Below are 24,907 nucleotides of genomic sequence, written 5' to 3'. Positions count from 1 at the left end.
ACAACCTTTGTAACGACATGCGAACTGAACGTCAGTTCTTAACAAAACATGATTGAACCAAATCAGGCAGATACGACCGGTTATCTGAAACCGTTCGCAGATGCAGCGGAACATACACCCTTTGCCGCAGACTCGCGGCCGAGAGTAGCTGTTTTCCGGAAAGAACATTTTAACGCAGCCCATCGGCTCAATAATCCGAACTGGTCAGACGAAAAAAACGAGCGTGTTTATGGTAAATGTAATAACTACAACTACCACGGGCATAACTATGACCTGATTCTGCAGGTCACCGGGCCGGTTGATCCGGAAACGGGCTATGTCATTGACATGAAAGTACTTAGTGACATAAGCAAAACGTTTGTACTTGACCGTTTTGACCATAAAAATCTCAATCTGGATACCGAAGAGTTTAAAGATCTGAACCCGTCGGCCGAAAACATTGCCATCGTTATCTACCAAATTCTACGTGAGCAGCTAGATCCGTCACTGGATCTCAAAATCAGACTATATGAAACCGAACGGAACTTTGTTGAATACCCGGCCGCTTAACGGTAACGGCAAGCACAATGATTTTGAGCTTGTTGACGATCTCCATGCCGAAGAAATTGGCGAGTCACACGCTGCTACGTCGATTGAAACGCCTATGCGTCCAGACGCCTTTGCCATGGACGATGACCATAAAATTGAACTCATTACCGAACACTTCCGGGAGATTATGAATATCCTGGGCCTCGACCTGACCGACGACAGCCTGAAAGGGTCACCCCGTCGTGTGGCAAAAATGTACGTGAAAGAGGCGTTCAGCGGTCTGAATCCGGCCAACAAGCCGAAGCCGACCTTGTTCGACAATAAGTTTAAGTACAACGAAATGCTGGTTGAAAAGGATATTCTGGTGCAATCGTACTGCGAACACCATTTTGTCCCGATTATCGGAAAGGCGCATGTCGCCTATATTTCGAGCGGAAAGGTTATCGGTTTGTCGAAGCTTAACCGGATTGTGCAGTACTATGCTAAACGTCCTCAGGTGCAGGAGCGCTTGACGGTACAGATTGCCAACGAGCTCAAAGACGTACTGGAGACCGAAAATGTAGCCGTTATCATCGATGCCAAACACCTGTGTGTATCGACACGGGGGGTACGCGACGTACACAGCTCGACCGTTACGGCGGCCTACCACGGCAAGTTTGAAGAAGAAGCTACCCGGCAGGAATTTCTGCGGTATATTTCGGGTATGAACGCAACCTTGTAACGGGATATTAGTTATTGAGTTGAGAAGGCTGCTGATTCGGCAGCCTTCTTTTTTACATGAAAACCATCTCCGTAATGCAAGGGAAAACTATTTTCATTATCGGGGCCAGTTCCGGCATCGGCCATGCGCTGGCTACTACGTTACAGGCACAGGGCGCTACGCTGATCACCGCTGGTCGCCGCGAGCCGGAAGGCATTCAATCCACGCACCTTAACTGGGATGTTACGCAGCCGGCGGGCGATCTGGCCAAACAACTGCCGGATACAATCCATGGCCTTGTTTATTGTCCGGGTACGATTAATCTTAAACCATTCCAGCGGCTTTCGGTTGCGGATTATCAGCATGATCTTCAGGTCAATGTGCTGGGGGCTATCGGTGCGATTCACGCGGCGTTTCCGGCCCTGAAAAAAGCAAAAGGCGCCAGTGTGGTGTTGTTTAGTACCGTAGCCGCTAAGCTGGGCATGAGCCTGCATTCGTCTGTGGGCATTGCCAAGTCAGCTGTTGAAGGGTTGACCAAATCATTGGCGGCCGAGTTTGCACCGTCTCTGATCCGGGTCAATGCCGTTGCGCCTTCGCTGACCGATACACCGCTGGCCCATTTTCTGCTGGGCGATGACACAAAGCGGGAAGCCGCGAATAAGCGTCATCCGCTGGGCCGGTTCGGGGCACCGACCGATATTGCCAATATGGCCGCTTTTCTGGTATCAGACCAGGCAGCCTGGATAACGGGCCAGATCGTTGGCGTCGATGGCGGGATGGGCAGCGTAAAATAACCGGAAATAAAAAAGCGGAAGGGAGAGATCCGCTTCCGCTTTTCGGGTTATTTAAAGCGCTCCAGGAGCGCTTTTGTTTTTTTGATGCCCTCGTACTCGTCCAGTTTATCGCCTTCGTACTCAATTCCGACATACCCTTTGAAACCGCTGTCTTTCACGATTTTCATCATACGGGTATAATCGGTTTCGATGCAGTTGCCGTTTTCATCGAAATTATAGGTTTTGGCCGATACCCCTTTCGCAAAAGCCATCAGCTCCTCGACGCCCTGATAGCGGTCGTACTCGCTCTCGCAGCCATCTTTGCCGCGACGCAGGCAGAAATTGCCGAAATCGGGCAGGGTTCCTACGTTAGGTTTGTTAATGTCCTTCATGACATCCGTCAGCCAGGCACCGTTAGAAGAGTAGCCGCCATGGTTTTCTACGATCACATTGATGCCCAGGGGTTGCGCAAATTCGCCCAGTTTGCCGAGTCCTTCGACGGCCGCGCGGGCCACTTCGGCGCCGGAGCTAGTGCCGTAGGCATTAACCCGGATCGTCTGGCAACCCAGATACTTTGCGCATTCGACCCACTTCTTATGGTTGTCGACCGCCTGATTGCGTTTCGCCTGATCGGTTTCCCCCAGACCTCCTTCCCCGTCAATCATAATCAGGTGGTTTTTAATACCGTTGTCCTTACAACGTTTCAGCAGCTCATTCAGATAGGCAGTGTCATTGGCTTTATCCTTAAAAAACTGGTTGACGTATTCAACCGTCCGGATGCCAAATTCCTTACGGGCGAGAACGGGGAAGTCCAGGTTGGTAATTTTTTTGGCAAATAACGCTTTATGCAGCGACCATTCGGCCAGTGAAATCTCGAAGAAGCGTTTTTTAGCGGGTTCGGCAAAGGCCGTCAGGGTTGGCGCAGCCGCCAGCATAAGCCCCGCCTGCTTAATAAAGGAGCGACGATCGGTAGTCATATTGCTAAGGGAGTTAAAGGGCGAAATCTACGAAATTCGCGGAATATTCTAAGCGCCTTTGCCCGTGCCGGCGTATAGAGGGCAGGATTTTGTTCAGCAGCAACCAGTACGCAACCGGATAGTGCCTGGGAAGGTGGTAAACAATGTTACTCAAAAAGAAAAAAGCCCTCAAATTCACTGGGAATGAGGGCTTTTTTGCCAGTATTGAATACAACCTGAATTATCCGAATATTTAAAAATTATAACTATATAAGATTTTTTTTAAATATTTCGATAAATGTAGTAGGTGTAAATGAAAAAGGCAAGAAAAGCTCAAAATTTTTATGTAAAAAAACGGGTAATTTTACTGATTCCTGTGCGGTAGCTCAAGCGAAACAAAGTGTTTCTGATTCAGTGGTAAATTGTCGGCGCTCCAGATCATGTCGTGGAGAAACGGAAAGGCCCGTACCGGACAGTCGGCAACGCGGCAGTAATGGCAACAGTCGGGCAGGCAGGGGTCGGCGTGCACAAAGATCTCGACTTCGCTGGTAAAGCCGCTTTTGAGCGTATTTTCAAAATGATTCACCGTTTGATGTACGCCGGTAAGTTCCCAGTACCGGGGCAGTGTCAGGTGGCAGTCGATGTGCAGGTCTGCCCCGTATTTTTGTACCCGCAGGTTATGTACGTCAATCCAGGTTGTATTGCGGTTATCCCGTAGAAGCGTAACCACACGGTCGAGGGTAGGGGTGTCGGTCTCGTCGAGCAAGCGGGCGGTTGCATGACGGACCAGATGATATCCGTTAAAACAAATGACAATAGACAAAACCAGTGATAAAACACTGTCGAGCCACGCCTGACCGGTCAGCCAGACCAGACCGATACCTGCCAGGACGATCACACTGCTCAGGCTGTCGGTCAGTAAATGCCGGCCATCGGCGATGAGGGCCATGGAGTCGGTTTGCCGGCCGGTCCGGATCAGCATCCAGCCCGTTGCCGCGTTGGCGATGGTCGAGATCGCCACCAGCAATAATCCCCAGTCCAGATTTTTGAGGTCGTGGGGACTGAAAAAACTCATGATGGCCGTATAAAACGTAAAGAAGCCGGCCGACACAATCAGGGCACCTTCGAAACCGGATGAGAGAAATTCAACCTTGCCATGACCATACGGGTGGTTGAAATCGCGGGGCTGACCGGCAAGATAAATGCTGTATAAGGCAAAGCCACTGGCCAGTACGTTCACAATGGATTCGAGCGCATCGGTAAGAATGGCCGCCGAATTGGTTAGGTACCAGGCCGTCATTTTCAATAATAAGAGGGTGACGCTCAGGGCAAGTGAAACGGTCATCCACCGGAATTTTGTCTGCTGAAGTGTACTCATGGGTAACCAGGGCAAAGAGGAAGGGCTGTAAGGCTTGCTTCTGTCCTTTACGCAGGCGGGATTTGTTCTGATGCAAAGTTACGCCGGAAGACCGGAAAAGTTTGTACTTTCGCGCATATGAATACGACGGAAAATCCCTGGCAGACGCTTTCTTCCAAAACTGCCTATGACAATAATTGGTTAACCATCAGACATGAAGAAGTGATCACACCGGCCGGCACGCCCGGCATTTATGGCGTGGTAAGTTTTAAAAATAAAGCCGTTGGCATTATCCCGATTGACGAGGAAGGCTATACCTATCTGGTCGGACAATACCGGTACCCGCTCAATGAATATTCATGGGAAATTCCGGAAGGAGGAAGCCCGGTCGGCACCGATGTGCTTGAGTCAGCGAAACGGGAACTGAAAGAAGAAACCGGCCTGACGGCGGAGCGCTGGACCAAAATGGCCCGTATTCATACATCGAATTCGGCCACCGACGAAGAAGGATTTATTTATATTGCCGAAGGCTTGAGTCAGGGCGAGCACGCCCCCGAGGAAACAGAAGAACTGATGGTGCGTAAGCTGCACCTCGCAGAGGCGGTGCGCATGGTCATGGCCAGTGAAATTACAGACTCAATAAGCATGTGCGCTATTCTGATGGTGGCACGCCTAAAAGGGATTTAAAATGATTGAAGCGCTATTTTACGGATTGATTACCGGTGTGTTACTGTGCTGGACTTTCGGCACGGTTTTTTTTTCTCTGTTACAGAATAGTGTCGATAACGGCTATAAAGCGGGGATGAAAATTGCCTTCGGGGTAGTTGTCTGCGATTCCCTGTTTATCGCCTCGGCCTTGTTCGGAACGTCGTTCCTGCCGAAAATCGATGGCTTTGAGCTGGCCATATCCATCATCGGCGTCATTTTCTTAAGTGTTATGGGGATTGCCAATCTGGTGAAAGGGGTGCCGCGGCTGGCTTACCCGACCACCCGCTTCGGTAATTTTCTGTATTATTTCTGGATCGGTTTTCTGCTCAATGGTCTGAATCCGGTCAATTTTCTGACATGGGTGGGGCTGACGGCCTATTTACGCAAATCGCTGCACTATGATCTTGATGAGCAGATCGGTTTCCTGGCCATGAGTGTGCTGGCTATTTTTCTGACCCAAACCGCTATTGCTGTTTCGGCCCACAAACTCAAGCGGTTGTTCACGCCTCGGGTAATTCTGATTTTCAACCGCGTTACCGGCGTGATTTTTCTGGCCGTTGCCATTCAGCTGGCTTACCTGCGTGTATACGTACCGTTAATGGCCATGATGAATAAGTAGGGGAGGGCTGGATGCTGGATAAAAGAAAACACCCCGGGGATTTAACCCCCGGGGTGTTGATATATATATTGCCTTATACCTTCTGCTTTTCAAGGAAATTCTGCCAGTCGGCGATGAGGTCTTTTTTCAGGACCCGCGGGAATTTATGCTGCCCGCCAAGCTTTCCTTTCGACTCCATCCATTTGTAGAAGGTTGATGCCGGTACAACCGTAACGGAAACGTCTTTCAGGGCATGGCGGCGTTCGACGGCATAATCGTCATTCAGTTCTTTCAGCTTAGCATCGATGCGGTCGCGGAGGTCGTTGGCATCAGCCTTATCGTCGGTGCCGATGTACCACTGGTGGGCAAACAACGTATCTTTCGAAACGCCGGCCACGGTAAACTCGCGGATATCAATGTTCAGGTCGCTGGACACCAGTTCAATGGCCTTGTTCATGTTATCCACCGAGAGGTGTTCGCCACAAAGGCTCAGGAAATGCTTGGTCCGGCCGGTAATGACAATTTCAGCCCGTTTTTTAGAAATGAACTTGATGGTGTCACCGATAAGATAGCGCCACGCGCCTGAACAGGTTGACATCAGCAGGGCGTATTCCTTGCCTTCTTCTACCTCATCGATCATCAAGGTTTCGGCGTTGGGCATCACCTGCCCGTCGGCGGTAAAATTGCGCTCGTTGAACGGAATAAACTCGAAGAAAATGCCGTTGTTCAACACCAGCTGCATCCCTGCTGCATTGGGGTGGGTCTGATAGGCGATGAAGCCTTCCGAAGCCAGATAGGTCTCGATGTAGGTAATGGGCCGGCCGAGGAGTTTTTCAAACCCCTTTTTGTACGGTTCAAAGGACACGCCGCCGTGGCAGAATACACTCAGGTTCGGCCAGATGTCGTGGATGTTATTGACTTTGTAGTAGGCAATAATTTTTTCCATGAGCAATTGCAGCCACGCCGGTACCCCCACGATAAAGCCAATGTCCCACTGGGAAGCCTGAGCCGTAATTTCGTCCAGTTTCAGGGCCCAGTCGCGCTCGCTGGCAATGTCCCGGCCCGGCTTATAGAACTGCTGGAACCAGAACGGAATCTGGCTGGCGGTAATGCCGCTCAGATCGCCTTCGAAGTGGTTGTCCCGGTAGCTCAGGCTGGTGCTGCCACCGAGCATCAGAAAGCCTTTTTCATAAATGGCGGCGGGTAACTGCTGATAGCGGCCGAGCGTCAGAATCTGGCGGATGCTGGTCTTCTGAATCGCCTTCGACATTGTCTTCGTCACCGGAATGTACTTTGACGCCGCTTCGGACGTTCCCGAACTGAGGGCGAAATACTTCACCCGACCTGGCCAGCACACGTTTTTTTCGCCGGCGAGTGTGCGGTGCCACCATTCCTGGTAGATGCTGTTGTAATCATAAATCGGGACGTGCTGTTTGAACAGCTCGTAAAACTCCCGTTCATACCCGAACAGCGAGGCACTTTGTATGACTTCGAAATGGTACTTTTCGCCGAACTGCGTGTAGCGGGCTTTTGAGACCAGTTTCGAGAATGTTTTCTTCTGTAACTTAAATGGGTTAATCTTTTTGCGCTGAACGACATTGGTCAATTTAATGCCGCCCTTAAGCACGTTTCCTAGCAGAGACATAATCTTTTTCTGTTAAGCGTGTTGATGATAAGAGAACCGGTTAAACTCTCTCCAAACCACGGCTAAAGGTGCCAATCCTGCATTTCCTTTATGGTGTCATAGGCCGTCAGATCGTACTTGCAGGGTACGACCGACGTATAGTTGTGGGCCAGTGCATACTCATCGGTATCTTCGGCATGCGGGTCAAAATTGACGAATTCGCCGGCCAGCCAGAAATACCGGCGTCCGTGCGGATCGCGCCGCTCATCGAATACTTCCTGCCACTTGGCATCCGCTTGCCGGCAGATTTTAATCCCTTTGAGGGGTTCTGGCTGCTTTGCCGGAAAGTTTACGTTCAGCGCTACTCCCTTGGCCATACCATGTTCCAGCACGTTGCGGGCAATTGCCAGAATGTGGGCTTCGGTATGGGAAAAATCAGCCTGGCGGCTGAAATCATTCAGCGAAAACCCAATGGCCGGAATGCCCTCGATGGCTGCTTCAATGGCTGCCGACATGGTACCGGAATAAAGCACACTGATCGAGGTATTGCTGCCGTGATTGATTCCGCTGACGACAAGGTCGGGTTTACGGTCTTTCAGAATATGATTTTTGGCCAGCTTCACGCAGTCGGCGGGTGTCCCCGAGCATTCGTACGCCGGAAAGTCAGGAAAAATATCCGTTGGGTACAACCGGAGCGGGTGTGCAATGGTGATCGCGTGGCCCATGCCGGACTGCGGACTGTTCGGGGCAACGACCATAACATTGCCCAGCTGTGTCATCAGATTGGCCAGTGTTCTGATGCCGTGGGAAGTAATGCCATCGTCGTTCGTTACTAGTATTAGCGGTTTATGTTCTGACATAACTCATATTGACATTTTCGGTCCTGCCGGCGGTTTCTGTGGAGCAGAAAACGGCAGGCATTCGGGACCAGAGCCGTCAAAGTTACAAAAAAGGGCCTACTTTTCAGGGAATCGGTACAACAAAGCCCCGCCATCATCCAATAGCGGGGCTTCGCAGGAAGGTGTCCTGAAGAATAGACTACTTAATCAGACTGCCAACCAGGCTCTTGTAGCCTTGCAGCGGGGTGTAGCCATCCGAAATTTTAGCATAGTAGCCGGTTCCGTCGTAGGCCCGGAGCTGCGGGTCCTGCTTACAGTCATCTGAGCAGGTGCCCTGGTGTTCCCAACCGCAGGCCTCGCAAAGTGTTACGTGGTTATTACAGACCGGACTCGCACAGTTAATCATGCGGTCGGTGGTTGTACCGCAGCGGTAGCAGGTCGAAATAACAGCAGGGTTAACCTGGTTTACGTCGACAGCCACGCGGTTGTCAAACACATAGCATTTGCCGTCGAAATCCTCACCGCCCGCCTCAAGGCCGTATTTAATAATGCCGCCATGCAGCTGGTACACGTTTTCGAAACCGCGCGACAGCAGGTAGGCACTGGCTTTTTCGCACTTGATACCGCCGGTACAATAGGTAATAATTTTTTTATCTTTCAGGTGCTCGATTTCATGAACGTGCTCCGGCAGTTCACGGAGGTTTTCCATGTCAAACGTGATTGCCCCCTTGAATTTCCCGACCGAATGTTCGTAGTTCGACCGCATGTCAACCAGCACCACATCCGGATCGTCTTTCAGCTTCAGAAACTCATCCGGTTCAAGGTGTTTGCCCGTTTGTTCGAGCGGGTTAACCGGCAGATCGGAGTTGACGATTTCTTCTTTCAGCCGGACGTGCAGCTTTTTAAACGCGTGGTCGTCGTGCTCTTCTACCTTAAACTCCAGCGCCTCAAAACGCGGATCGGCCTTTACTGCCTGCATGTATTTCTCACAGTCGTCCGGAAGCCCCGAAACGGTGCCGTTCAGCCCTTCGGGGGCTATAATGATCCGGCCCAGCAGGTTCAGATCGAGGCAAAGCCGGTGATGCTCATCCCGGAACTGTTCCGGGTTTTCGATGGGGGTATAGCAGTAATATAGTAAGACGCGATACGGTTTCATAAACTCTAAATCTCAAATGCTGTCACTTCAGCCCGCAAAGTTACAAAATTTGTCTGCAACAGGCTTTCATCAGGCTACCCGCTTTTGGTGTTTTGCCAAATGCGTGCTTTCTTGTGTATTCGTTTGCAGATTGTAACACCCCGGGCCGCAAAAGAATTCGTTTTCGGGCAGAAGGGAAGAGAATTTATACGTAACTTTTACAGATTTTACGCCGTTGATACAGAGTGATATGCACGTGGCCATAACCGGAAATATTGGCGCAGGGAAGACAACGCTGGCCCAGATGCTGGCGAATCATTACGGATGGGACGTTTTGTTTGAAGCCGTAGAAGGGAATCCGTATCTGGCCGATTTTTACGGCGATATGGAGCGCTGGGCCTTCAACCTGCAGATTTACTTTCTGAACAGCCGCTTCGAGCAGGTAAAAACCATCCGCGATTCAGGCAAAAGTGTGATTCAGGACCGGACAATCTATGAAGATGCCTTTATCTTCGCAAAAAACCTCTACGAAACCGGTCAGATGACACCGCGTGATTATGAAACCTACCGGGGCTTGTTTGAAAACATGCTGAGTCTGGTACGCCCGCCCGATCTGATGATCTACCTGCGGGCTGACTTGCCGAAACTGGTGCGCCAGATTCAGAAACGCGGCCGGTCGTATGAAATGTCAATCAGTGAAGATTACCTGGCGAGTCTGAATGATTTATATGAGCAGTTTGCGGTCGACTACAAAGTCGGCGAATTGCTGATTATTGATGTGAATGAATTGAATTATGCCGAGCGGCCCGACGATTTCCGGTTTGTGACAAAAGTAATTGATGAGCACCTGGCGTCGCGGGTAAACGCCCGGACAAGCCTGGTTTAAAGGCGTTCGCCGGTAAGACTGGTATAAATTTCTGCCGAATAAGTCCTCGAAGCCGAGGGCTTATTTTTTTGAATCGCCTCCCAGTCGTCCCGGATTTTCCGTTCATCATCCGGTCCGGTGTAACCTTTTTGCAGATAACAGTAGGCCCGGCCAATGGCTATGGCTTCCTCCAGATCATTACCGTTCAGGGCAATCCGGTAATCCTTCCTGAGCTGATCCAGCCGACGAAGTTTACTATTTCGCCTAAAGAGTATTATAATGAGTCCAATACCTGCAAAAGTCAAAAACGTGTAAACAAGAAGCATAACGTGGCTAAGTTCTCAGCCCGAATATGATAAAAAGTCCCAGGATTAACAAACAGTTGTATTTAAAACGCTACAAACCGGCAACAGATGCCGGTATGCCGGGAGCCGAAACGCGTACTTTGAACAAGGTCGGCCAGTTTTTGCCGGTAATGTAAAACAGCCGTTCCTGTGGCTGGTAGGCAATACCGTTCAGCACATCTTCGGTCGCGTTGATCGTCGGCGGAATGGTTTTAGTAATATCCAGATAACCAACGACTTTGCCGGTATTCAGGTCGATCCGGGCAATGCGGTTTGTCTGCCAGATATTTGCATAGACATACCCGTTGACATATTCCAGCTCATTGAGGTTAACCACCGGCCCTTTGTCATCGTAAACGGCAATTTCAGCGGTTTTCCGGAACGTAGGCGTCAGAAAATAAAGCTTGTTGGAGCCATCGCTCATGATCAGGGTCGTATCCTTATGGGTAAGCCCCCAACCCTGAGTATGGTAGTTGAAGCTTGTGACCGGGGTAAAGTCCATCGTATACTGGAAGCAAACGCCCGAGGTCCAGGTCAGCTGGTAGATTTTATCGTTAACGATCGTAATACCCTCACCGAAATGCTGGGCATCGAGCGGACGGCTTTGCATTGCCTTGCCGGTTTTAAGGTCAACCTTCATCAACTTTGATTGTCCGTTCTGGCCCGTTCCTTCGTAGAGATCCCCTTTGTAAAATTCAAGCCCTTGGGTAAAGCTGCTTTTTTCGTGCGGGTAGGTTTGTAAAACCGTATAGTCAACGTCAGCAGGCTTAATGTCTGAGTATGCCTCAAACGAAAGCGTGTCGGCAAAGGCCGTCTTTTTCGCGTCCAGTCCACTTATGATCAGCTGATGCCATCCTGTTTTTGGGGTGTTGGCTTTGATCCGGAGCGTGTCTTTTTGCTGCCGGAAGCCGGTCGTGGCGGCTCCGTCGATACTGACGCTTACCCCGCTTACCGCTTCTGACAGGTGTACGGCAAGGGTATCACCAATCCGGCCGGCCGATTTTGTCAGACTGGCAATCGGTTGCTTTTCAGTTGTTTCAGTTGAAGTAGATGTAGTTGTCTCTTTTTTGTCCTGCTTGCAGGCCGACAACAGGAAAACCGAAAAAGCAGTCAGAAGTGCGTAACGCATCATGAAAAGGATTAGCAAAATGTCGGAGCAAAACTAGAAAGAATTAGCACGATCCGGTCAAAAGCGGCCCGAAAATATAGACAAGGGCCGATTAACCGGCCACTTGTCCGGATAGCGTGGCGGGTAATCCGGTTGACCCGCTACGGATTTTCAGGATAGCCAGCTCTTTCATTTTCGATTCAAACATGATATCGACCGCTTTGCCATACGTATTGACGGGCGAATAAATCCAGTCGGCGTGGGCTTCGCGGCGGGCAGTGGGGTCTTCGCGGTCTTTGCGGGAATCCGAGAAGTGGAACACCGGCCGTACATCCCAGGTCGAATAAGCTGTCAGGAACGCTTCTTCTTCTGTCTGTTGCCCCGGATTGAGCGAGTGATGGAAATAATCGAATACAATCGGGACGCCCGACAGTTCATAAATCGTTACCAGATCGGCAACGGTATAGAGGCCGGGCCGGTCATCATTTTCGACGGTCAGCCGCGCCCGCAGGTTGTCCGACAGTCGCCGCACATTCTCCGCAAACCGCACCAGCGATGCCTGTTTATCGCCATAGGTGCCGCCGACGTGGATATTGATTTTATTCCAGTGTGAAGGCGTCAGTCCCATGAGGTCAAATATCTCAGACTGGTATTCGAGGTCCTTGATGGTATTGTCGAGGACGGTTCCTTCGCCGGCCAGCTTGTTGAACGGGCCGGGGTGGGTGGTCAGGCGGATTGGCCGCGAGCCGATTTCTTCAAGGGTCGCCCGGATATCGGCGAAGTCGGGTAACTGACTCAGGGAGTATTCAGACGCCCACGGGAAAATATCCGACGAAATGCGGAAAACCCGGAACCCGTTTGCCAGATTCCAGTCTACGATGGTCAGTAAATCCTGTACGTTTTTCAGTGCCAGCTCAGAGGCATACGTTATGCCCCGCTGCAGGTACGTTTTTTTGATCATGCCCCGGTTCGTAAAAACCTTATTGGCCTGCAATGTCAGATTGATGCAGGCATAGCCCGCATTGACCAGTGAATTTTCCATAAAAAGGGTAAACCAGAAGCCCGTGACAAAGTTTTACCATAGCCGTAAAAATAAATTTTGTTAAACAGTTGTTTAAAACTGTAATCGCACTTTATCTTTGCAGAGAGAAGAACAGTATGGGAGAGGCAGTACCGGATACCGAGCAGAAAATTAAGGAAGCCGCCAAGCGTGTGTTTCTGGAGTATGGTTTTGAAGGCGCAAAAATTCGTCAGATCGCTGAGGCCGCTGATGTGAATATTGCCCTGGTCAATTACTATTTCCGGAGTAAGGAGCAGTTGTTCAACAGTATCTACCGTGAAACATTTGCCGAGTTTGTTGGTAAAATGGTCGTATTGCTGAATGAGAAGACTCCGCTTGAAGTAAAAATCTGGAAAATCGTTGACCGGTATACCGACTTTATCCTTGACAATCAGATGATGCCGGCCTTTATCCTGACGCAGCAGCGCAAGGAGGGAGCGGCTTTCTTCAGAGAGCTGGATGTACGGAGCATTATTCAGGGGTCGTATTTCTGGAAGCAGTTGCAGGAGGCCTCGGCGAAAGGCGAGATCCGGGCGATTGACCCGTTGCAGATCGTCATTTCGGTAATGGGCAGCATTATTTTTCCGATTATGGCCGGTGGGGTATTGTCTTATATCGGCACATTTGATGAACAGTCGTTCCGCGACTTTATCGAAGCCCGGAAGAAAATCATTCCGGAAATGATCATGACGTACCTGAAGTCAGGTTGATATTTTTTTGTCTATTAATTAAACATGTGTTTAAAGCAGTTATTTATGATGCCATGAGATTCCTTTTTACTGCACTGGGGTTACTGACAGGACTGACCTTGCAGGCCCAGACAATCACACTGGACGCATGTTATGATGCTGCCCGCGCCAATTATCCCCTGCTGAAGCAGAAAGGGATTATTCAGCAATCTGCCGATCTGGCCGTTGCCAGCCTGCAAACGAACCGCCGGCTACCGCAACTGGCCGTAAACGGGCAGGCTACCTGGCAATCGGAAGTAACGAAACTACCGATTGAACTCCCCAACTTTCAGGTACCGGGGATCAGCAAGGACCAGTATAAGCTGACGCTTGATGCGAGCTATACCCTGTACGACGGGCAACTGACGCAACGGCAGGTGGCCGTGCAACAGGCGACGGCTGCCTCGGCTCAGCAACAGGTCGAGGTGGAACTCAACCGCCTGAAAGAGCAGGTAAATGGCTTGTTCCTGAATGCACTGCTGGCAGACGAAACTATCCGCATCAACCAGGCGGTAATGACCGATTTACAGAACCGGATCGGCAAGGTAAAGGCGGGGGTTACCTTCGGAACGGCCGCGCAGATGAATGCCGATGCCTTGCAGGCCGAGTATCTGCGGGCCGATCAGCGGATGGCCGACCTGACCGCATCGCGCCGGGGCTTTCGGGAAACGCTGGGCCTGCTGACTGGTCTGCCTGTTACCGACAGCACCCGGCTTACCGTGACGCCGCTGCCACAGGCCGGGGCGTTGGTGGTGACCCGCCCGGAATTACAACTCTTTAAAAACCAGCGGCTGGCATACGATGCGCAGGAGGGTCTGCTGGACAACCGGCTTAAACCACGGTTGAGCCTCTTTGCTCAGGGAGGAGCCGGCCGCCCGGCGCTGAATTTCCTGAACAACGATTTCCGGGGCTTTTTCATCGGCGGCCTCCGGCTCAACTGGACTATTTCGCAGGCATATACCTTGCGCAATGACCGGCAGGCGCTGGCCCTGAACCGGCAGGCAGTTGATGTACAGCAGGCCGTCTTTGAAAAAAATCTGTCGGTTCAGCTACGGCAGCAGCAGACCGAAATTGACCGGATTGAAGCACAGATTGTCAAAGATGCCGATTTGGTGGCCTTACGCGCTAAGGTACGGCAGGCGGCATCGGTGCAGCTGGACAACGGCGTTATTGCTGCCCGGGACTATACTACCGAACTGAACAATGAAGTACAGGCCCTGCTAAACCAGAAACTCCATGCGCTTCAACTGCTTATGGCGAGGATTACCTACAAAACCCTGACAGGAAATTAATACACCAGTCCCCGGAACGTTCAATTTTAAGATAGTCATGAAATTACTCTATAAAGGTTTGATTGGTAGTGTACTGACAATACAGATAGCTTGTCAGCCGACGGAAGAGCCAGCGGATGCCTACGGAAATTTTGAAGCCGTCGAAACCATTGTGTCGGCCGAAGCAACCGGTGCGTTGCAGCAGTTTACGGTTGACGAAGGCCAGAGCCTGACCGCCGGTCAGGGAGTTGGCCGGATTGACACCCGGCAGCTGGTATTGCGCAAGGCCCAGCTACAGGCGTCGGAGCAGGCTGTGCGCAGCCGTACACCGGATGTGGCGGCGCAGTTATCGGCCTATGATCAGCAGATTGCCGTTCAGCAGCAGCAGCTGAAAACCCTGCAGCGGGAAAAAGAACGCGCGCAGAATCTGCTGGATGCCGGAGCCGCTCCCGCCAAACAACTGGACGATATTGTGGCACAGATGGATTTGATTCAAAAGCAGATTGTCCTGATCAGACAGCAGCGGGTGGCACAGGCATCGGCTCTGGGCACGCAGCGCAGCGGTACGTCGGCAGAGCAGGCCCCGCTGGTCGAACAGGTCAGACAAATCGATGATCAGATCAGCAAGGCAAGCGTTATAAACCCCGTCGCCGGAATCGTGACGGTCAAGTATGTAGAGCCGGGCGAGGTTGTTACCTATGGCAAGGCATTGTATAAAATTGCCGGTCTCGACTATATCACGCTACGGGCCTACGTAAGCGGCGATCAGCTGGTAAAGGTAAAAACCGGCCGGCAGGTGAACGTCTTTGTCGATGCACCGGATAATCAGCTGAAGCCTTACAAAGGCACCGTAACCTGGATTTCGGCCAGGGCTGAGTTTACCCCGAAGATCATTCAGACAAAAGATGAACGGGTAAATCTGGTGTATGCCATGAAAATTCGGGTGAAAAATGACGGTAGCCTGAAAATCGGGATGCCGGGCGAAGTGAAATTCCGGTAACCAGGCCCCGATAAGATGATGGATGCTATACAGATCGAACAGGTGTCGAAAGCCTTTGCCGACACGCAGGCGGTCAGTGATGTTTCGCTGACGATACAGGCAGGCGAGCTCTTTGGCCTGATCGGGCCGGACGGAGCAGGCAAAACAACACTGTTTAAAATACTGGTTACGCTCCTGCGCCCCGACCAGGGCAAAGCCGTGGTCAACGGCCTGGATGTCGTACGCGATTTCCGGAAACTGCGGCCGCTGATCGGCTACATGCCCGGCCGGTTTTCGCTGTACCCCGACCTGAGTGTAGAAGAAAACCTGTCGTTTTTCGCCACCGTTTTCGGGACAACGATTGCTGCTAATTATGAACTGATCCGTGACATTTATGGGCAGCTGGAACCCTTCAAAAACCGGCGGGCGGGCGCCTTATCGGGGGGCATGAAGCAGAAACTGGCCCTGTGCTGTGCGCTGATTCATAAACCGGATGTGCTGTTTCTGGACGAACCGACGACGGGGGTCGATGCGGTGTCGCGCAAGGAGTTCTGGGAGATGCTGCACCGGCTCAACGAGCGTGGCCTGACCATTCTGGTGTCGACGCCGTATATGGATGAAGCAGGGCAATGCGACCGGATTGCGCTCATGCAGACGGGCCGGATACTGGCGGTCGATACGCCCGGGGGTGTTGAAAACCTGTTTCAGAAACCGCTGTTTGCCGTTAAGGCACGGGATACCTACCGGCTGATTCAGGATTTACGGGCGGCACCGTTTACCGAAACCTGTTATGCGTTCGGCGAATACCTGCACCTGACCACCCGGCCATCGGTGACAGCCGGAACCATCCACGGCTATCTGACCGGCAAACAACACGAGTTTGTTGATATTAAGCCCATTAAGGCGGGTATTGAAGATAGTTTTATGGCACTCATGCAAGATCATGGATAAGGCAGTCAGTACTGATAAGCTCACCAAACGCTTCGGCGATTTTGTGGCTACCAATGAAATCACATTCGATGTGGCGCAGGGGGAAATCTTTGGTTTTCTGGGCGCAAACGGAGCGGGTAAAACAACCGCCATCCGGATGTTGTGCGGATTGCTGAAGCCAACTTCGGGCTCGGCGACGATTGCCGGATTCGATGTGTACCGGCAGACCGAACAAATCAAGCAGGTCATTGGCTACATGAGCCAGCGGTTTTCACTTTACGAAGATCTGACGGTGCGGGAGAACATCCGGTTTTACGGCGGGATCTATGGCCTGCCCAAAACAGAACTGCGCCGCAAAGCCGACGAGATCATTCAGACGCTTGAACTGGGTACCGTCGCGGATAAACTGGTGGCTTCGCTGCCGCTTGGCTGGAAACAGCGGCTGGCTTTTTCGGTCGCCCTCGTGCATGATCCGCGGATTGTTTTTCTCGACGAACCGACCGGCGGGGTCGATCCGATCACGCGGCGGCAGTTCTGGGATATGATTTATGAAGCCGCCAACCGTGGCACGACCATTTTTGTCACGACCCATTACATGGATGAAGCCGAATACTGTAACCGCGTCTCGATTATGGTCGACGGGCGGATTAAGGCCCTGGACACACCGGCGGCGATGAAACAGGCATTCGGCGTCGATTCGATGGATGGCGTGTTTCAGATTCTGGCGCGGGGTACCTCAACGAAGTAGCGACATAGACAAGCAGCCATCATGAACCGATTTTTCGCTTTTGTTAAAAAGGAATTTTATCATATTCTGCGCGACCGGCGAACCCTGCTGATCCTGTTCGGCCTGCCGTTTGTGCAGGTGTTGCTGTTCGGGTTTGCGCTTACGAACGAGATCAAGAATGCAAGAATTGCGATACTGGATCTGGATCACAGTCAGCACAGCCGACAGATAATCAGCCGGTTATTGTCTTCGGGGTATTTCCGGCTCGAACAGCAGCTGGATAGCTACAAAGCGATTGAACCGGCTTTCCGGAAAGGGAAGGTGAAAATGGTGGTCGTGTTTCCGGCCCGGTTTACGGCTGCGGTAGCGCATGACCAGCGGGCGCAGATTCAGTTGCTGGCCGACGCTTCAGAGCAAAATACGGCCATCAGCCTGACCAACTATGCCACCAACATTATCCAGAGCTACAGCGCCGAACTGAATCCGGCCGGGATGAATCCGCCGATGCAGCTTGACGTACAGTCGCGGATGGTTTTTAATCCGGAGCTGAAAGGGGCTTTTGTCTTTGTGCCGGGGGTGATGGCGATGGTGTTGCTGCTCGTGTCGGCGCTGATGACTTCGGTAACGATTGCCCGCGAAAAGGAAACCGGCACCATGGAGGTCCTGATGGTGTCGCCGCTGACCCAGATACAGATTCTGTTTGGTAAAGTGCTGCCTTACCTGTTGCTGTCGTTTCTGAACGGCTGCATGATCATTGTCCTGGGCATCCATCTGCTGGGCATTCCGCTCAACGGCAGCCTCGCCCTGCTGCTGGCCGAGACCCTGTTGTTTATCTTTCTGGCGCTCTCAATCGGTATTCTGATCTCAACCATTGCCGACACCCAGCTGGTGGCCATGTTTGCCTCCCTGCTGATCATGCTGATGCCGACCATTTTTCTGTCGGGCTTTATTTTTCCGGTCGAAAGTATGCCGAAGCCACTGCAAATCATCTCAAACATCATTCCGGCGAAGTATTTCATCGCTATTGTTAAAGGGATCATGATCAAGGGCGTAGGGCTGCAATACCTGTGGAAAGAAACGCTGGTGCTGGCGGGCATGTCGACCCTGATTAATGCGGTCAGCCTGCGCAATTTGAAAACGAGACTAGGCTAACCGAACGGCCGGAACGATTTAGAGACATCAATCATGTACCGTATACAGTTTATCATAGAAAAGGAATTCAGGCAGATTTTCCGTAACAAAGTTTTGTTGCGGATGATGCTGGCCGCCCCGATGATGCAGCTGATTCTGTTGTCGCTGGCGGCTAATTTTGAGGTAAAAGACCTGAACATTGCCGTGGTTGATCAGGATCACACAACCTACGCCCAACGCCTGACGGGTAAATTCCGGTTTATCGGCAACTTCCGGTTCGTCGGTTATCTGCCCGCCTACAAGCAGGCGTACCGTGAACTACAGGCCGGTACGGTCGATCTGGTCATGGTGGTGCCCGGCCATTTCGAACGGGACCTGACCCGCGACAACAAGGCGCAGGTCCAACTAATGGTCAATGCCATCGACGGGTCAAAGGCCGGTATCGCACTCGGCTACGCCCAGACCATACTCCGTGATTTCAACGAAGCCATCCGGACAGAAGCCATGGGCGTAATACCGGCGGGACGGGTGCAGATCGATGTTGAAAATCAATACTGGTACAACCCGCAGCTCGACTATAAGACGTTTATGGTGCCGGGCATTCTGTTTGAGCTGCTGCTCATTGTCGGGGGTATGATTTCGGCCCTGAACATTGTGCGGGAAAAGGAAATCGGCACCCAGGAGCAGCTGAATGTAACGCCTATCCGGAAGCATGAATTTATCCTGGGCAAACTAACCCCGTTTGTCGTGATCGGGCTGGTCCAGTTTACCATGGGGCTGATCCTCGGAAAACTGGCCTTTAACATACCGGTTGTTGGCAGCCCGCTCCTGATTTATGGCTTTGCCCTGCTTTTTCTGATTTTGTGTGTTGGCATCGGCCTGCTCATCTCGACAATTTCCGAAACGCAGCAACAGGCCATGTTTGCTGTCTTTTTTATGATGGTCCTGTTTATTCTGCTGAGCGGGTTATTCTCGTCAACCGAAAACATGCCGCAGTGGGCGCAGTACCTCAACATCATAAACCCGTTGCGCTACATCATCGAAGCCGGCCGGAATGTGATGCTGAAAGGCAGTACGCTGCAAGACATGCAGATCCAGTTTCTGAGCTTATCGGGAATGGTGATCGGGGTGTTGGCACTGGCTTCTTTCCGCTATCGGAAAACGGTCTAAGTGGCCATCTGCCTGTTGTCACCCGAAAACGTAAGGTTGTTGAGCGTGAGGTTTCGCGGAGGTCTGTTTGGGCATCTACTTCCAGAGAACCGAAACGGCAATGATGGACAGGGCCAGCAGCAACTGTACCAGCACTTTCAGCGTGAAGGGCTGGCCATAATGAATGGGGTAGAGGATACTGCCGGCAATGACACCCGTGACAAAAAACAGGAACCGGTTCGACCACATAGAGCCGTTGAAGCCAGCTACGCCATAGTCGGAGGCTTTGATCCAGAGCCACGTACAGCCCAGCGCTAACAGGTAAGGGATTGGTGATTTGATCCAGTTCGGGGTCTTAAACTGCCAGTACATGATATACCAGTGCCCGAAAGAGCCCAGTAAAAACAAGAATGTTGAGGTGAGAATTTTGGTGATGTTCATGGGGCAACGGCACTATTGGGAACCGCTGCAAGATAGCAGGTTTCGTGCAATTAGCCGACCAATAGGAGGGGTTAAGGTATCGTTTCGCTGGCCGCAGCCAGAGAACTGACACCCGCCCGACAGGTGACCTTAACTACCCCGTCGGATTTTATCAGAACTATTACCTGAAGTATTTCAGAGACCGTCTGGTACCGAATGAGTCGGTTGAGTTATACGTAGCTTTTCGGCCGAATCACAGTGACACAAACGAGTCGAAGTACCGGAAAGGGTTACTGGCTCCGCTGGAAAACGATACTGAATTAATTCGAAGGATCAACGCTGTTTGACATGATTCTGGTAGTAGCACCGGTGAGGTAAAGCAGGCGTCTCTAATGGGTATGTAAGTAAAAGAGGCTCACCGGTTTATGGGGGAGCCTCTTTATTTATAGGAAACGGACAAGTAAAAAAATGATTGCCCAAAACACAGCCGTACCAATGATCAGCGTTAACAAGCCAATCAACGGGCCGTAATTCCTTTTCATTTGTGATTCATTAACTACCATGGCGTAAATATAAATCAAAAAAAAAGAAATATAATGCAATCAAAATTCGGACCAGCAAGAAAAATTTCACATACAATTAAATCACAATATTTTTTTTGTGCGGGTTAGTGTGCTGATTATCAGATAAAGAGTATCTGAGTTTGAAAAATAGTTTAAAAATGGTTAAATAAATTGATTAAATGGTGTAAAGAATTGTCTTGATGTAACCATTGTGTTTGTTCCAGCGTCATTCTGGTGGTCTCTGCCGAACGGGCCCACATACTCTCTTCGTAGGCCGCTATGGCCGATAAGGGATCCGGAAAATCGCCGGTGAGGGCTTGCGCAAGCTCCAGTGCGTCGAGCATGGCCATGTTTACGCCCTCTCCGGCATAGGGAGGCATCCGGTGGGCGGCATCGCCCAGCAAGGTCAGATTCGGTCGGGAAGGCCAATGCTGCTCGGCCGGGAAGTGGTACTGGGGTCTTGGGACAAACCAAAGGCCATGGCTCTGAAAGAGTTCCTGCCACATTGGTGACCACGCGCTGAACGCCTCCCGAAACCATGCCAGTACCTGGAGCCGGTCCGTAAAATCAATACCCGACTGGCTTACCCACGTTTCCGGCACCATAGTACCGGTATAAAACGAGAGGCTCCCATCGCCTTTGGCACTCAGAATCAACGACTGAGAATGTCCCAGGGCAAAGACTTTACCGCCGTTGACCAGTGCATTCAACAGCGGGGCGTTTTTCGCCGCTTCATAAAGATTGCCCTCGACAATAGTGATGCCGGAATACACCGGCTTATAGTCCGTGAGATAGGGCCTTATTTTGGAATTGGCTCCATCGGCGCCGATAACGATGTCGGCTTCGGCGGTTGTACCGTTTTTGAAATGTATCAGCCAGCCCTGGCCTTTGGCTTCCATACCCACAAACTGACTGTCCCGGATAACCGTACCGGGGCGCAGTGAGTTGAGCAGAAGGGTTTGCAGCGGTCCGCGGTCAATTTCCGGACGATCCTCTGCCGCATCAGGGCCATCGTGATCATCGAGAAAAATATGGCCCTCGTGATCAACGACCCGCATTTTGCCTGCGCCGGGCCGGTAGTGACGGTAGAATTCACCGAGCAAACCCGCTTCGCGGAGCGCGGCCAGCCCGGAGGCCTGGTGTAGGTCGAGGGTAGCTCCCTGCGGGCGGGCATCGGGGGTGGCGTCGCGTTCAAATACGGTAACGCTGAGTCCTTTTTGTTGTAACAGGCGGGCCAGCGTTAATCCGCCCGGCCCACCGCCGATGATGGCTATGTGTCTGGTTTTCTGTTTCATTTTCTGACTAGTTTACGGCAAAACTAGGGGTCGGGCAAAACAGAAAATTGGATAAAATGGTCGTTTTTATTGCGGGCAAGCTCCTTTGGCGGCACCCCGGCATATTTCCGGACCTCGCGGATAAAATGGGACTGGTCCGTAAAGTGTTGTTCCGGAAATAAACGCCCTTCCTTTAACTGACCAAACGAGGCCCTGAACCGGAGAATGTCGCAATACGTTTTTAGCGATAACCCGAAATGTTCGTTAAAATACCGGTTGATCTGTCGCTGACTCCAGCCAATCTCACTGGCTAGCGCCGCAACCTTAACGGAGCCGCCAGACGAAAAAAGCAGGTCGAACAGGCGTTTTTTTCGTGGATCAATGGCCGCCGGCAACCGGCTGATTAATTGTCCGGTAAGCCGGTTTACAAAGGTCTCAAAGTCGGGTACGGCATTGGGCGGGAAACCAAAATCGATTGTCGGGACAGCGTAGAATGTGTTTGCCAGTACGGTTGCTTGTTTGCCGAAAATATATTCGATGGCTAAAGGCCGGAAGCTGACGGCCAGGATACATTCGTTGGCCTGAATAAGTGCCTTACCGGGCTGACTTTCGAGACCAAGTAAGGCGAAATAGGTAGGATGGAGCGACGAAACCGACAAGTCAATCCTGCCGTCGGGCAAAATAATGACCGGCTTATCGTCTGCCGACCGGTTGGTGAGCATCCAGAAACTTTCGACAAAATCAGCTAGTTGTGGTACGGGTTGGCAGCTCAGAAAGCCGGACTCCTGTGTCATGGGCTGTGGGTAGAATGATATCAGTAGAAACCGGTTTTACGTCTGTTTTTGTTCATTCAGGGTATTTTTACAAATAAACCAACACGCCGTATGACCATTAACCGAACTACGGAGGCCGACTTGCCCGACTGGACCCGGCTGGCGCTGGAACTCTGGCCGGATGATGATGAAATGAATGAGATGGGGGAAATCCTGCGGCAAATTCTGGCCTCCCCGACGCAGGACGGATTCATCGTGCGGAATGACCAGAACGAGGCTATCGGGTTCATGGACCTGTCGCTGCGGACCGACTATGTGCCGGGGGCCACGGCTAGTCCGGTAGCTTTTCTGGAAGGGATCTATGTTCGTCCCGCGTATCAGCACCAGGGGATCGGCTACGCACTGATCCGGCAGGCCGAGGCCTGGGCCCGTGAGCACGGTTGTTCCGAACTGGCATCAGATGTCACGTTCGGGAATGCCGCCGGTGAGCTTTTTCACCGGAAGGCCGGCTTTGAGGAGGTCGAACGGGTAATCCAGTATATCAAACCCATCTGAGCGGACCGGCCTGAAAAAAGCCGTACCGGATTCCGGTACGGCTTTGGAATATCTACTCCGTAACGTATGGGTTTACCAGCCCGGATTCTGCTCCAGTTTCGGGTTCAGCTGAATCTGCTGGGTCGGGATCGGTAGCAGGTAGTTCTTTTCGCTGAACGAGCGGTTGGCATCGACAATGACAGCCCCGTTGGCATCTTTCGCAACGTTGGCTTGTGCGGGCCAGAGTTTTTCGAATTCCGTACCTTTCCAGCGAATGCCGGTGACCGGCTTTTTCAGCACTTCGTGGGCATTATGCCAGCGTTTCAGGTCATCGACGCGGAAGCCTTCCAGGTACAGCTCAATGGTTCGCTCCCGGCGGATTTCTTCCCGCATATCCAGCCCGTTGGCCTGGACAAAGGCGTTGCTCAGCTTCGGCATGGACTTATTCACCCGCTGCCGGACAAGATTCAGTGATTTATCCAGATCGGCATCGCTGATGGTTCCGGTACGTTCGTAAACGGCTTCGGCATAGTTCAGCAATACTTCGGCATACCGGATAACCGGATAGTCATAGCCTTCTTCATTATCGAGTACCTGCCGTTCGGCACCCCATTTCTGGTTGTGATACCCCGACACCCCGTTCGAATACGGTTTAAACGGCGAGGTAAAGGCGTTGGCACGGTCGGCAGCGCCCCCGGTCCAGTCGATCCGCCAGTTGGCGTTGCCCTTCCAGTAGTAGCCGTCGGCAATCATCATGTTATAGCGCATGCGGTTGTCGCGGTTTTCAAACTCGGATTTCATGGTAGCATACCCCTTAAACAGCGGCGATTTTTCAATGGGCAGACCGTCTTTGGCGAGGTACAGATTGACAAAATTGCCCGACAGATCGGCCCCGAGCTGGCTGTGGGTAACGTTCAGCCGGATCTGGCGTAAGGTCTGGTCGTAGCGGTTGGCCAGAATGTATTCGTTGTTCGCGCTTTTCTGAATGTTGGCGGGGTTCGATTTCTGATTCTCCAGAATGAACATGTACTTCTGCGCAGAGTCGCCCAGAGTTGCGGGGGCAAACAGGCTGTATTTGCCGCCCGAAATAACGGCTCCGCTTGACGAAACGGCGATGTCGAGCAGGGTATTTGCCCGGGATGCGTTGTCGCGGAATTTCTGCCAGGTGCCTTCAAACAGCGCTACGCGGCTCAGAAACGACTGGGCTGATTCTTTGTTGACCCTGCCTGCTTCGGCCGCCGTCTGATCGGCTTTGCCCGGCAGATCCGCAATGGCTTCGTTCAGGTTTTTAATGATGAAATCGGCTACTTCGTCACGCGAATTACGCGGTGCCTGCAATTCCGGCGAGTCGGGTGCCAGCAGTTTATCAATAATGGGCACCCCGCCATACAGCTGCAATAAATCGAAATACACATAGGCACGGAAGTATTTGGCTTCGGCGACATACTTCTTAATATCGGCCGGTGTAGGGTATGTCTGTGCCTTGTTGAGTAAATAATTGATGGTCCGGATACGGCTGTAAGCGGTATTGTAGCTGCCATCGGTTGTCGGAACGGTATTCAGACCACGGCTGAAGGCATTCTGACCCGCCATGATATCGCCCCGCAGATCAGCATGGGGCTGGTCGCTGACAACGTCGTTGAAGGTACGCTGATACGTATAGAACGCATTGGCCGCCAGCATAAAGTCATTGGCACTTTTCCAGTAAGACGCATCCGAGAGCTGATCCAGCGGGGTCAGATCCAGCATTTTATTACAGCTGGTCTGCGAGACGCTCAGCGCACCGATTACCAGTAATTTGACAAGTGTATGATTGAATTTCATGAGATCACA

At 51.7% G+C, this 24,907-nt stretch carries 26 protein-coding genes; 14 read left to right on the top strand and 12 right to left on the bottom strand.

Annotation, left to right across the window (positions count from 1 at the left end; genetic code table 11):
- The first annotated feature begins 48 nt into the window (after window positions 1-48).
- The 3 genes from BLX24_RS20315 (at window position 49) to BLX24_RS20305 (ending at window position 2,022) form a co-directional block, all read left to right on the top strand.
- On the top strand, window positions 49-549 hold the full coding sequence (locus tag BLX24_RS20315; RefSeq protein ID WP_229201856.1) for a 6-pyruvoyl trahydropterin synthase family protein: 501 nt from the start codon (window positions 49-51) through the stop codon (window positions 547-549).
- Window positions 509-1,249 carry a GTP cyclohydrolase I FolE gene (gene folE / locus BLX24_RS20310; protein ID WP_071505031.1) on the top strand — a complete coding sequence of 247 codons (741 nt, stop codon included), beginning with the start codon at window positions 509-511 and terminating at the stop codon, window positions 1,247-1,249. Before BLX24_RS20315 ends, folE begins: the two co-directional genes overlap by 41 nt.
- Before the next feature lie 74 nt (window positions 1,250-1,323).
- Entirely contained in the window at window positions 1,324-2,022 is a 699-nt protein-coding gene (locus BLX24_RS20305) for an SDR family NAD(P)-dependent oxidoreductase (RefSeq protein ID WP_071505095.1), read from the top strand.
- 47 nt (window positions 2,023-2,069) lie between these two features.
- Here BLX24_RS20305 and BLX24_RS20300 read toward each other — a convergent pair whose 3' ends face one another.
- Window positions 2,070-2,978 (bottom strand): sugar phosphate isomerase/epimerase family protein, encoded by a 909-nt coding sequence (locus BLX24_RS20300; protein ID WP_071505030.1) that lies wholly within the window; start codon window positions 2,976-2,978, stop codon window positions 2,070-2,072.
- 343 nt (window positions 2,979-3,321) lie between these two features.
- The gene (locus tag BLX24_RS20295) at window positions 3,322-4,335 is read right to left on the bottom strand and encodes a cation diffusion facilitator family transporter (RefSeq protein WP_071505029.1); all 1,014 of its coding nucleotides are present in this window, start codon (window positions 4,333-4,335) and stop codon (window positions 3,322-3,324) included.
- Window positions 4,336-4,452: 117 nt separating this feature from the next.
- On the opposite strand from BLX24_RS20295, the gene BLX24_RS20290 reads away from it, so the two are divergent.
- Window positions 4,453-5,001 (top strand): NUDIX domain-containing protein, encoded by a 549-nt coding sequence (locus BLX24_RS20290; RefSeq protein ID WP_071505028.1) that lies wholly within the window; start codon window positions 4,453-4,455, stop codon window positions 4,999-5,001.
- A gap of 1 nt (window position 5,002) precedes the next feature.
- On the top strand, window positions 5,003-5,641 hold the full coding sequence (locus BLX24_RS20285; protein ID WP_071505027.1) for a LysE family translocator: 639 nt from the start codon (window positions 5,003-5,005) through the stop codon (window positions 5,639-5,641).
- 73 nt (window positions 5,642-5,714) lie between these two features.
- On the opposite strand, the gene BLX24_RS20280 is transcribed toward BLX24_RS20285, so the two are convergent.
- From BLX24_RS20280 to trhO, 3 genes are all read right to left on the bottom strand, one after another.
- Window positions 5,715-7,265, bottom strand: coding sequence for a GH3 auxin-responsive promoter family protein (locus tag BLX24_RS20280; protein ID WP_071505026.1), 1,551 nt, complete (start codon window positions 7,263-7,265; stop codon window positions 5,715-5,717).
- A gap of 62 nt (window positions 7,266-7,327) precedes the next feature.
- Complete coding sequence (gene surE, locus BLX24_RS20275) at window positions 7,328-8,104, bottom strand: 5'/3'-nucleotidase SurE (protein WP_071505025.1); 777 nt, start codon at window positions 8,102-8,104, stop codon at window positions 7,328-7,330.
- A 178-nt stretch (window positions 8,105-8,282) separates the two neighbouring features.
- On the bottom strand, window positions 8,283-9,239 hold the full coding sequence (trhO, locus tag BLX24_RS20270; RefSeq protein ID WP_071505024.1) for an oxygen-dependent tRNA uridine(34) hydroxylase TrhO: 957 nt from the start codon (window positions 9,237-9,239) through the stop codon (window positions 8,283-8,285).
- Between the two features lie 229 nt (window positions 9,240-9,468).
- Here trhO and BLX24_RS20265 point away from each other — a divergent pair, with 229 nt between their 5' ends.
- A complete protein-coding gene (locus BLX24_RS20265) occupies window positions 9,469-10,104 on the top strand; it encodes a deoxynucleoside kinase (RefSeq protein ID WP_071505023.1) in 636 nt (211 codons plus the stop codon).
- Here BLX24_RS20265 and BLX24_RS20260 read toward each other — a convergent pair.
- The 3 genes from BLX24_RS20260 to uvsE form a co-directional block, all read right to left on the bottom strand.
- Window positions 10,101-10,409, bottom strand: coding sequence for a hypothetical protein (locus BLX24_RS20260; RefSeq protein WP_071505022.1), 309 nt, complete (start codon window positions 10,407-10,409; stop codon window positions 10,101-10,103). The genes BLX24_RS20265 and BLX24_RS20260 overlap by 4 nt on opposite strands.
- 70 nt (window positions 10,410-10,479) lie before the next feature.
- Window positions 10,480-11,556, bottom strand: a complete 1,077-nt coding sequence (locus BLX24_RS20255) for a glutaminyl-peptide cyclotransferase (protein ID WP_083422083.1) — start codon at window positions 11,554-11,556, stop codon at window positions 10,480-10,482.
- Between the two features lie 91 nt (window positions 11,557-11,647).
- Window positions 11,648-12,577, bottom strand: a complete 930-nt coding sequence (gene uvsE / locus BLX24_RS20250; RefSeq protein ID WP_071505021.1) for a UV DNA damage repair endonuclease UvsE — start codon at window positions 12,575-12,577, stop codon at window positions 11,648-11,650.
- A gap of 116 nt (window positions 12,578-12,693) precedes the next feature.
- On the opposite strand from uvsE, the gene BLX24_RS20245 reads away from it, so the two are divergent.
- The 7 genes from BLX24_RS20245 to BLX24_RS20215 are packed head-to-tail and all read left to right on the top strand — an operon-like array spanning window position 12,694 to window position 19,531.
- Window positions 12,694-13,305 carry a TetR/AcrR family transcriptional regulator gene (locus BLX24_RS20245; RefSeq protein ID WP_071505020.1) on the top strand — a complete coding sequence of 204 codons (612 nt, stop codon included), beginning with the start codon at window positions 12,694-12,696 and terminating at the stop codon, window positions 13,303-13,305.
- A gap of 53 nt (window positions 13,306-13,358) precedes the next feature.
- Entirely contained in the window at window positions 13,359-14,615 is a 1,257-nt protein-coding gene (locus BLX24_RS20240; protein WP_071505093.1) for a TolC family protein, read from the top strand.
- A gap of 37 nt (window positions 14,616-14,652) precedes the next feature.
- Complete coding sequence (locus tag BLX24_RS20235; RefSeq protein WP_071505019.1) at window positions 14,653-15,594, top strand: HlyD family secretion protein; 942 nt, start codon at window positions 14,653-14,655, stop codon at window positions 15,592-15,594.
- 15 nt (window positions 15,595-15,609) lie between these two features.
- A complete protein-coding gene (locus BLX24_RS20230; RefSeq protein ID WP_310590795.1) occupies window positions 15,610-16,524 on the top strand; it encodes an ABC transporter ATP-binding protein in 915 nt (304 codons plus the stop codon).
- A complete protein-coding gene (locus BLX24_RS20225) occupies window positions 16,517-17,251 on the top strand; it encodes an ABC transporter ATP-binding protein (protein WP_071505018.1) in 735 nt (244 codons plus the stop codon). Before BLX24_RS20230 ends, BLX24_RS20225 begins: the two co-directional genes overlap by 8 nt.
- A gap of 21 nt (window positions 17,252-17,272) precedes the next feature.
- On the top strand, window positions 17,273-18,382 hold the full coding sequence (locus tag BLX24_RS20220; protein ID WP_071505017.1) for an ABC transporter permease: 1,110 nt from the start codon (window positions 17,273-17,275) through the stop codon (window positions 18,380-18,382).
- Window positions 18,383-18,415: 33 nt separating this feature from the next.
- A complete protein-coding gene (locus tag BLX24_RS20215; RefSeq protein ID WP_071505016.1) occupies window positions 18,416-19,531 on the top strand; it encodes an ABC transporter permease in 1,116 nt (371 codons plus the stop codon).
- A 75-nt stretch (window positions 19,532-19,606) separates the two neighbouring features.
- Here BLX24_RS20215 and BLX24_RS20210 read toward each other — a convergent pair whose 3' ends face one another.
- The 3 genes from BLX24_RS20210 to BLX24_RS20200 all read right to left on the bottom strand — a co-directional run bounded on the left by BLX24_RS20210 (window position 19,607) and on the right by BLX24_RS20200 (window position 22,561).
- Window positions 19,607-19,951, bottom strand: coding sequence for a hypothetical protein (locus BLX24_RS20210; RefSeq protein WP_071505015.1), 345 nt, complete (start codon window positions 19,949-19,951; stop codon window positions 19,607-19,609).
- Window positions 19,952-20,645: 694 nt separating this feature from the next.
- A complete protein-coding gene (locus BLX24_RS20205; RefSeq protein WP_071505014.1) occupies window positions 20,646-21,788 on the bottom strand; it encodes an FAD-dependent oxidoreductase in 1,143 nt (380 codons plus the stop codon).
- Between the two features lie 23 nt (window positions 21,789-21,811).
- Complete coding sequence (locus tag BLX24_RS20200; protein WP_071505013.1) at window positions 21,812-22,561, bottom strand: helix-turn-helix domain-containing protein; 750 nt, start codon at window positions 22,559-22,561, stop codon at window positions 21,812-21,814.
- 90 nt (window positions 22,562-22,651) lie between these two features.
- Here BLX24_RS20200 and aac(6') point away from each other — a divergent pair, with 90 nt between their 5' ends.
- The gene (gene aac(6') / locus BLX24_RS20195; RefSeq protein ID WP_071505091.1) at window positions 22,652-23,095 is read left to right on the top strand and encodes an aminoglycoside 6'-N-acetyltransferase; all 444 of its coding nucleotides are present in this window, start codon (window positions 22,652-22,654) and stop codon (window positions 23,093-23,095) included.
- Window positions 23,096-23,167: 72 nt separating this feature from the next.
- On the opposite strand, the gene BLX24_RS20190 is transcribed toward aac(6'), so the two are convergent.
- Window positions 23,168-24,898 carry a RagB/SusD family nutrient uptake outer membrane protein gene (locus BLX24_RS20190; protein ID WP_071505012.1) on the bottom strand — a complete coding sequence of 577 codons (1,731 nt, stop codon included), beginning with the start codon at window positions 24,896-24,898 and terminating at the stop codon, window positions 23,168-23,170.
- Window positions 24,899-24,907 lie beyond the last annotated feature (9 nt).

This window comes from Arsenicibacter rosenii (assembly GCF_001870735.1).
GTDB classification, from domain to species: domain Bacteria; phylum Bacteroidota; class Bacteroidia; order Cytophagales; family Spirosomataceae; genus Arsenicibacter; species Arsenicibacter rosenii.
Note: the sequence above shows the minus strand (reverse complement) of the source record. Positions and strands in the feature narration are given on the sequence as shown.

Bases quoted from the DNA above. Each gene is read 5' to 3' on its own strand.
- BLX24_RS20315 (WP_229201856.1), top strand. From the start codon at position 49: ATGATTGAACCAAATCAGGCAGATACGACCGGTTATCTGAAACCGTTC.
- folE (WP_071505031.1), top strand. From the start codon at position 509: ATGAAACCGAACGGAACTTTGTTGAATACCCGGCCGCTTAACGGTAAC.
- BLX24_RS20305 (WP_071505095.1), top strand. From the start codon at position 1,324: ATGCAAGGGAAAACTATTTTCATTATCGGGGCCAGTTCCGGCATCGGC.
- BLX24_RS20300 (WP_071505030.1), bottom strand. From the start codon at position 2,978: ATGACTACCGATCGTCGCTCCTTTATTAAGCAGGCGGGGCTTATGCTG.
- BLX24_RS20295 (WP_071505029.1), bottom strand. From the start codon at position 4,335: ATGAGTACACTTCAGCAGACAAAATTCCGGTGGATGACCGTTTCACTT.
- BLX24_RS20290 (WP_071505028.1), top strand. From the start codon at position 4,453: ATGAATACGACGGAAAATCCCTGGCAGACGCTTTCTTCCAAAACTGCC.
- BLX24_RS20285 (WP_071505027.1), top strand. From the start codon at position 5,003: ATGATTGAAGCGCTATTTTACGGATTGATTACCGGTGTGTTACTGTGC.
- BLX24_RS20280 (WP_071505026.1), bottom strand. From the start codon at position 7,265: ATGTCTCTGCTAGGAAACGTGCTTAAGGGCGGCATTAAATTGACCAAT.
- surE (WP_071505025.1), bottom strand. From the start codon at position 8,104: ATGTCAGAACATAAACCGCTAATACTAGTAACGAACGACGATGGCATT.
- trhO (WP_071505024.1), bottom strand. From the start codon at position 9,239: ATGAAACCGTATCGCGTCTTACTATATTACTGCTATACCCCCATCGAA.
- BLX24_RS20265 (WP_071505023.1), top strand. From the start codon at position 9,469: ATGCACGTGGCCATAACCGGAAATATTGGCGCAGGGAAGACAACGCTG.
- BLX24_RS20260 (WP_071505022.1), bottom strand. From the start codon at position 10,409: ATGCTTCTTGTTTACACGTTTTTGACTTTTGCAGGTATTGGACTCATT.
- BLX24_RS20255 (WP_083422083.1), bottom strand. From the start codon at position 11,556: ATGCGTTACGCACTTCTGACTGCTTTTTCGGTTTTCCTGTTGTCGGCC.
- uvsE (WP_071505021.1), bottom strand. From the start codon at position 12,577: ATGGAAAATTCACTGGTCAATGCGGGCTATGCCTGCATCAATCTGACA.
- BLX24_RS20245 (WP_071505020.1), top strand. From the start codon at position 12,694: ATGGGAGAGGCAGTACCGGATACCGAGCAGAAAATTAAGGAAGCCGCC.
- BLX24_RS20240 (WP_071505093.1), top strand. From the start codon at position 13,359: ATGAGATTCCTTTTTACTGCACTGGGGTTACTGACAGGACTGACCTTG.
- BLX24_RS20235 (WP_071505019.1), top strand. From the start codon at position 14,653: ATGAAATTACTCTATAAAGGTTTGATTGGTAGTGTACTGACAATACAG.
- BLX24_RS20230 (WP_310590795.1), top strand. From the start codon at position 15,610: ATGATGGATGCTATACAGATCGAACAGGTGTCGAAAGCCTTTGCCGAC.
- BLX24_RS20225 (WP_071505018.1), top strand. From the start codon at position 16,517: ATGGATAAGGCAGTCAGTACTGATAAGCTCACCAAACGCTTCGGCGAT.
- BLX24_RS20220 (WP_071505017.1), top strand. From the start codon at position 17,273: ATGAACCGATTTTTCGCTTTTGTTAAAAAGGAATTTTATCATATTCTG.
- BLX24_RS20215 (WP_071505016.1), top strand. From the start codon at position 18,416: ATGTACCGTATACAGTTTATCATAGAAAAGGAATTCAGGCAGATTTTC.
- BLX24_RS20210 (WP_071505015.1), bottom strand. From the start codon at position 19,951: ATGAACATCACCAAAATTCTCACCTCAACATTCTTGTTTTTACTGGGC.
- BLX24_RS20205 (WP_071505014.1), bottom strand. From the start codon at position 21,788: ATGAAACAGAAAACCAGACACATAGCCATCATCGGCGGTGGGCCGGGC.
- BLX24_RS20200 (WP_071505013.1), bottom strand. From the start codon at position 22,561: ATGACACAGGAGTCCGGCTTTCTGAGCTGCCAACCCGTACCACAACTA.
- BLX24_RS20190 (WP_071505012.1), bottom strand. From the start codon at position 24,898: ATGAAATTCAATCATACACTTGTCAAATTACTGGTAATCGGTGCGCTG.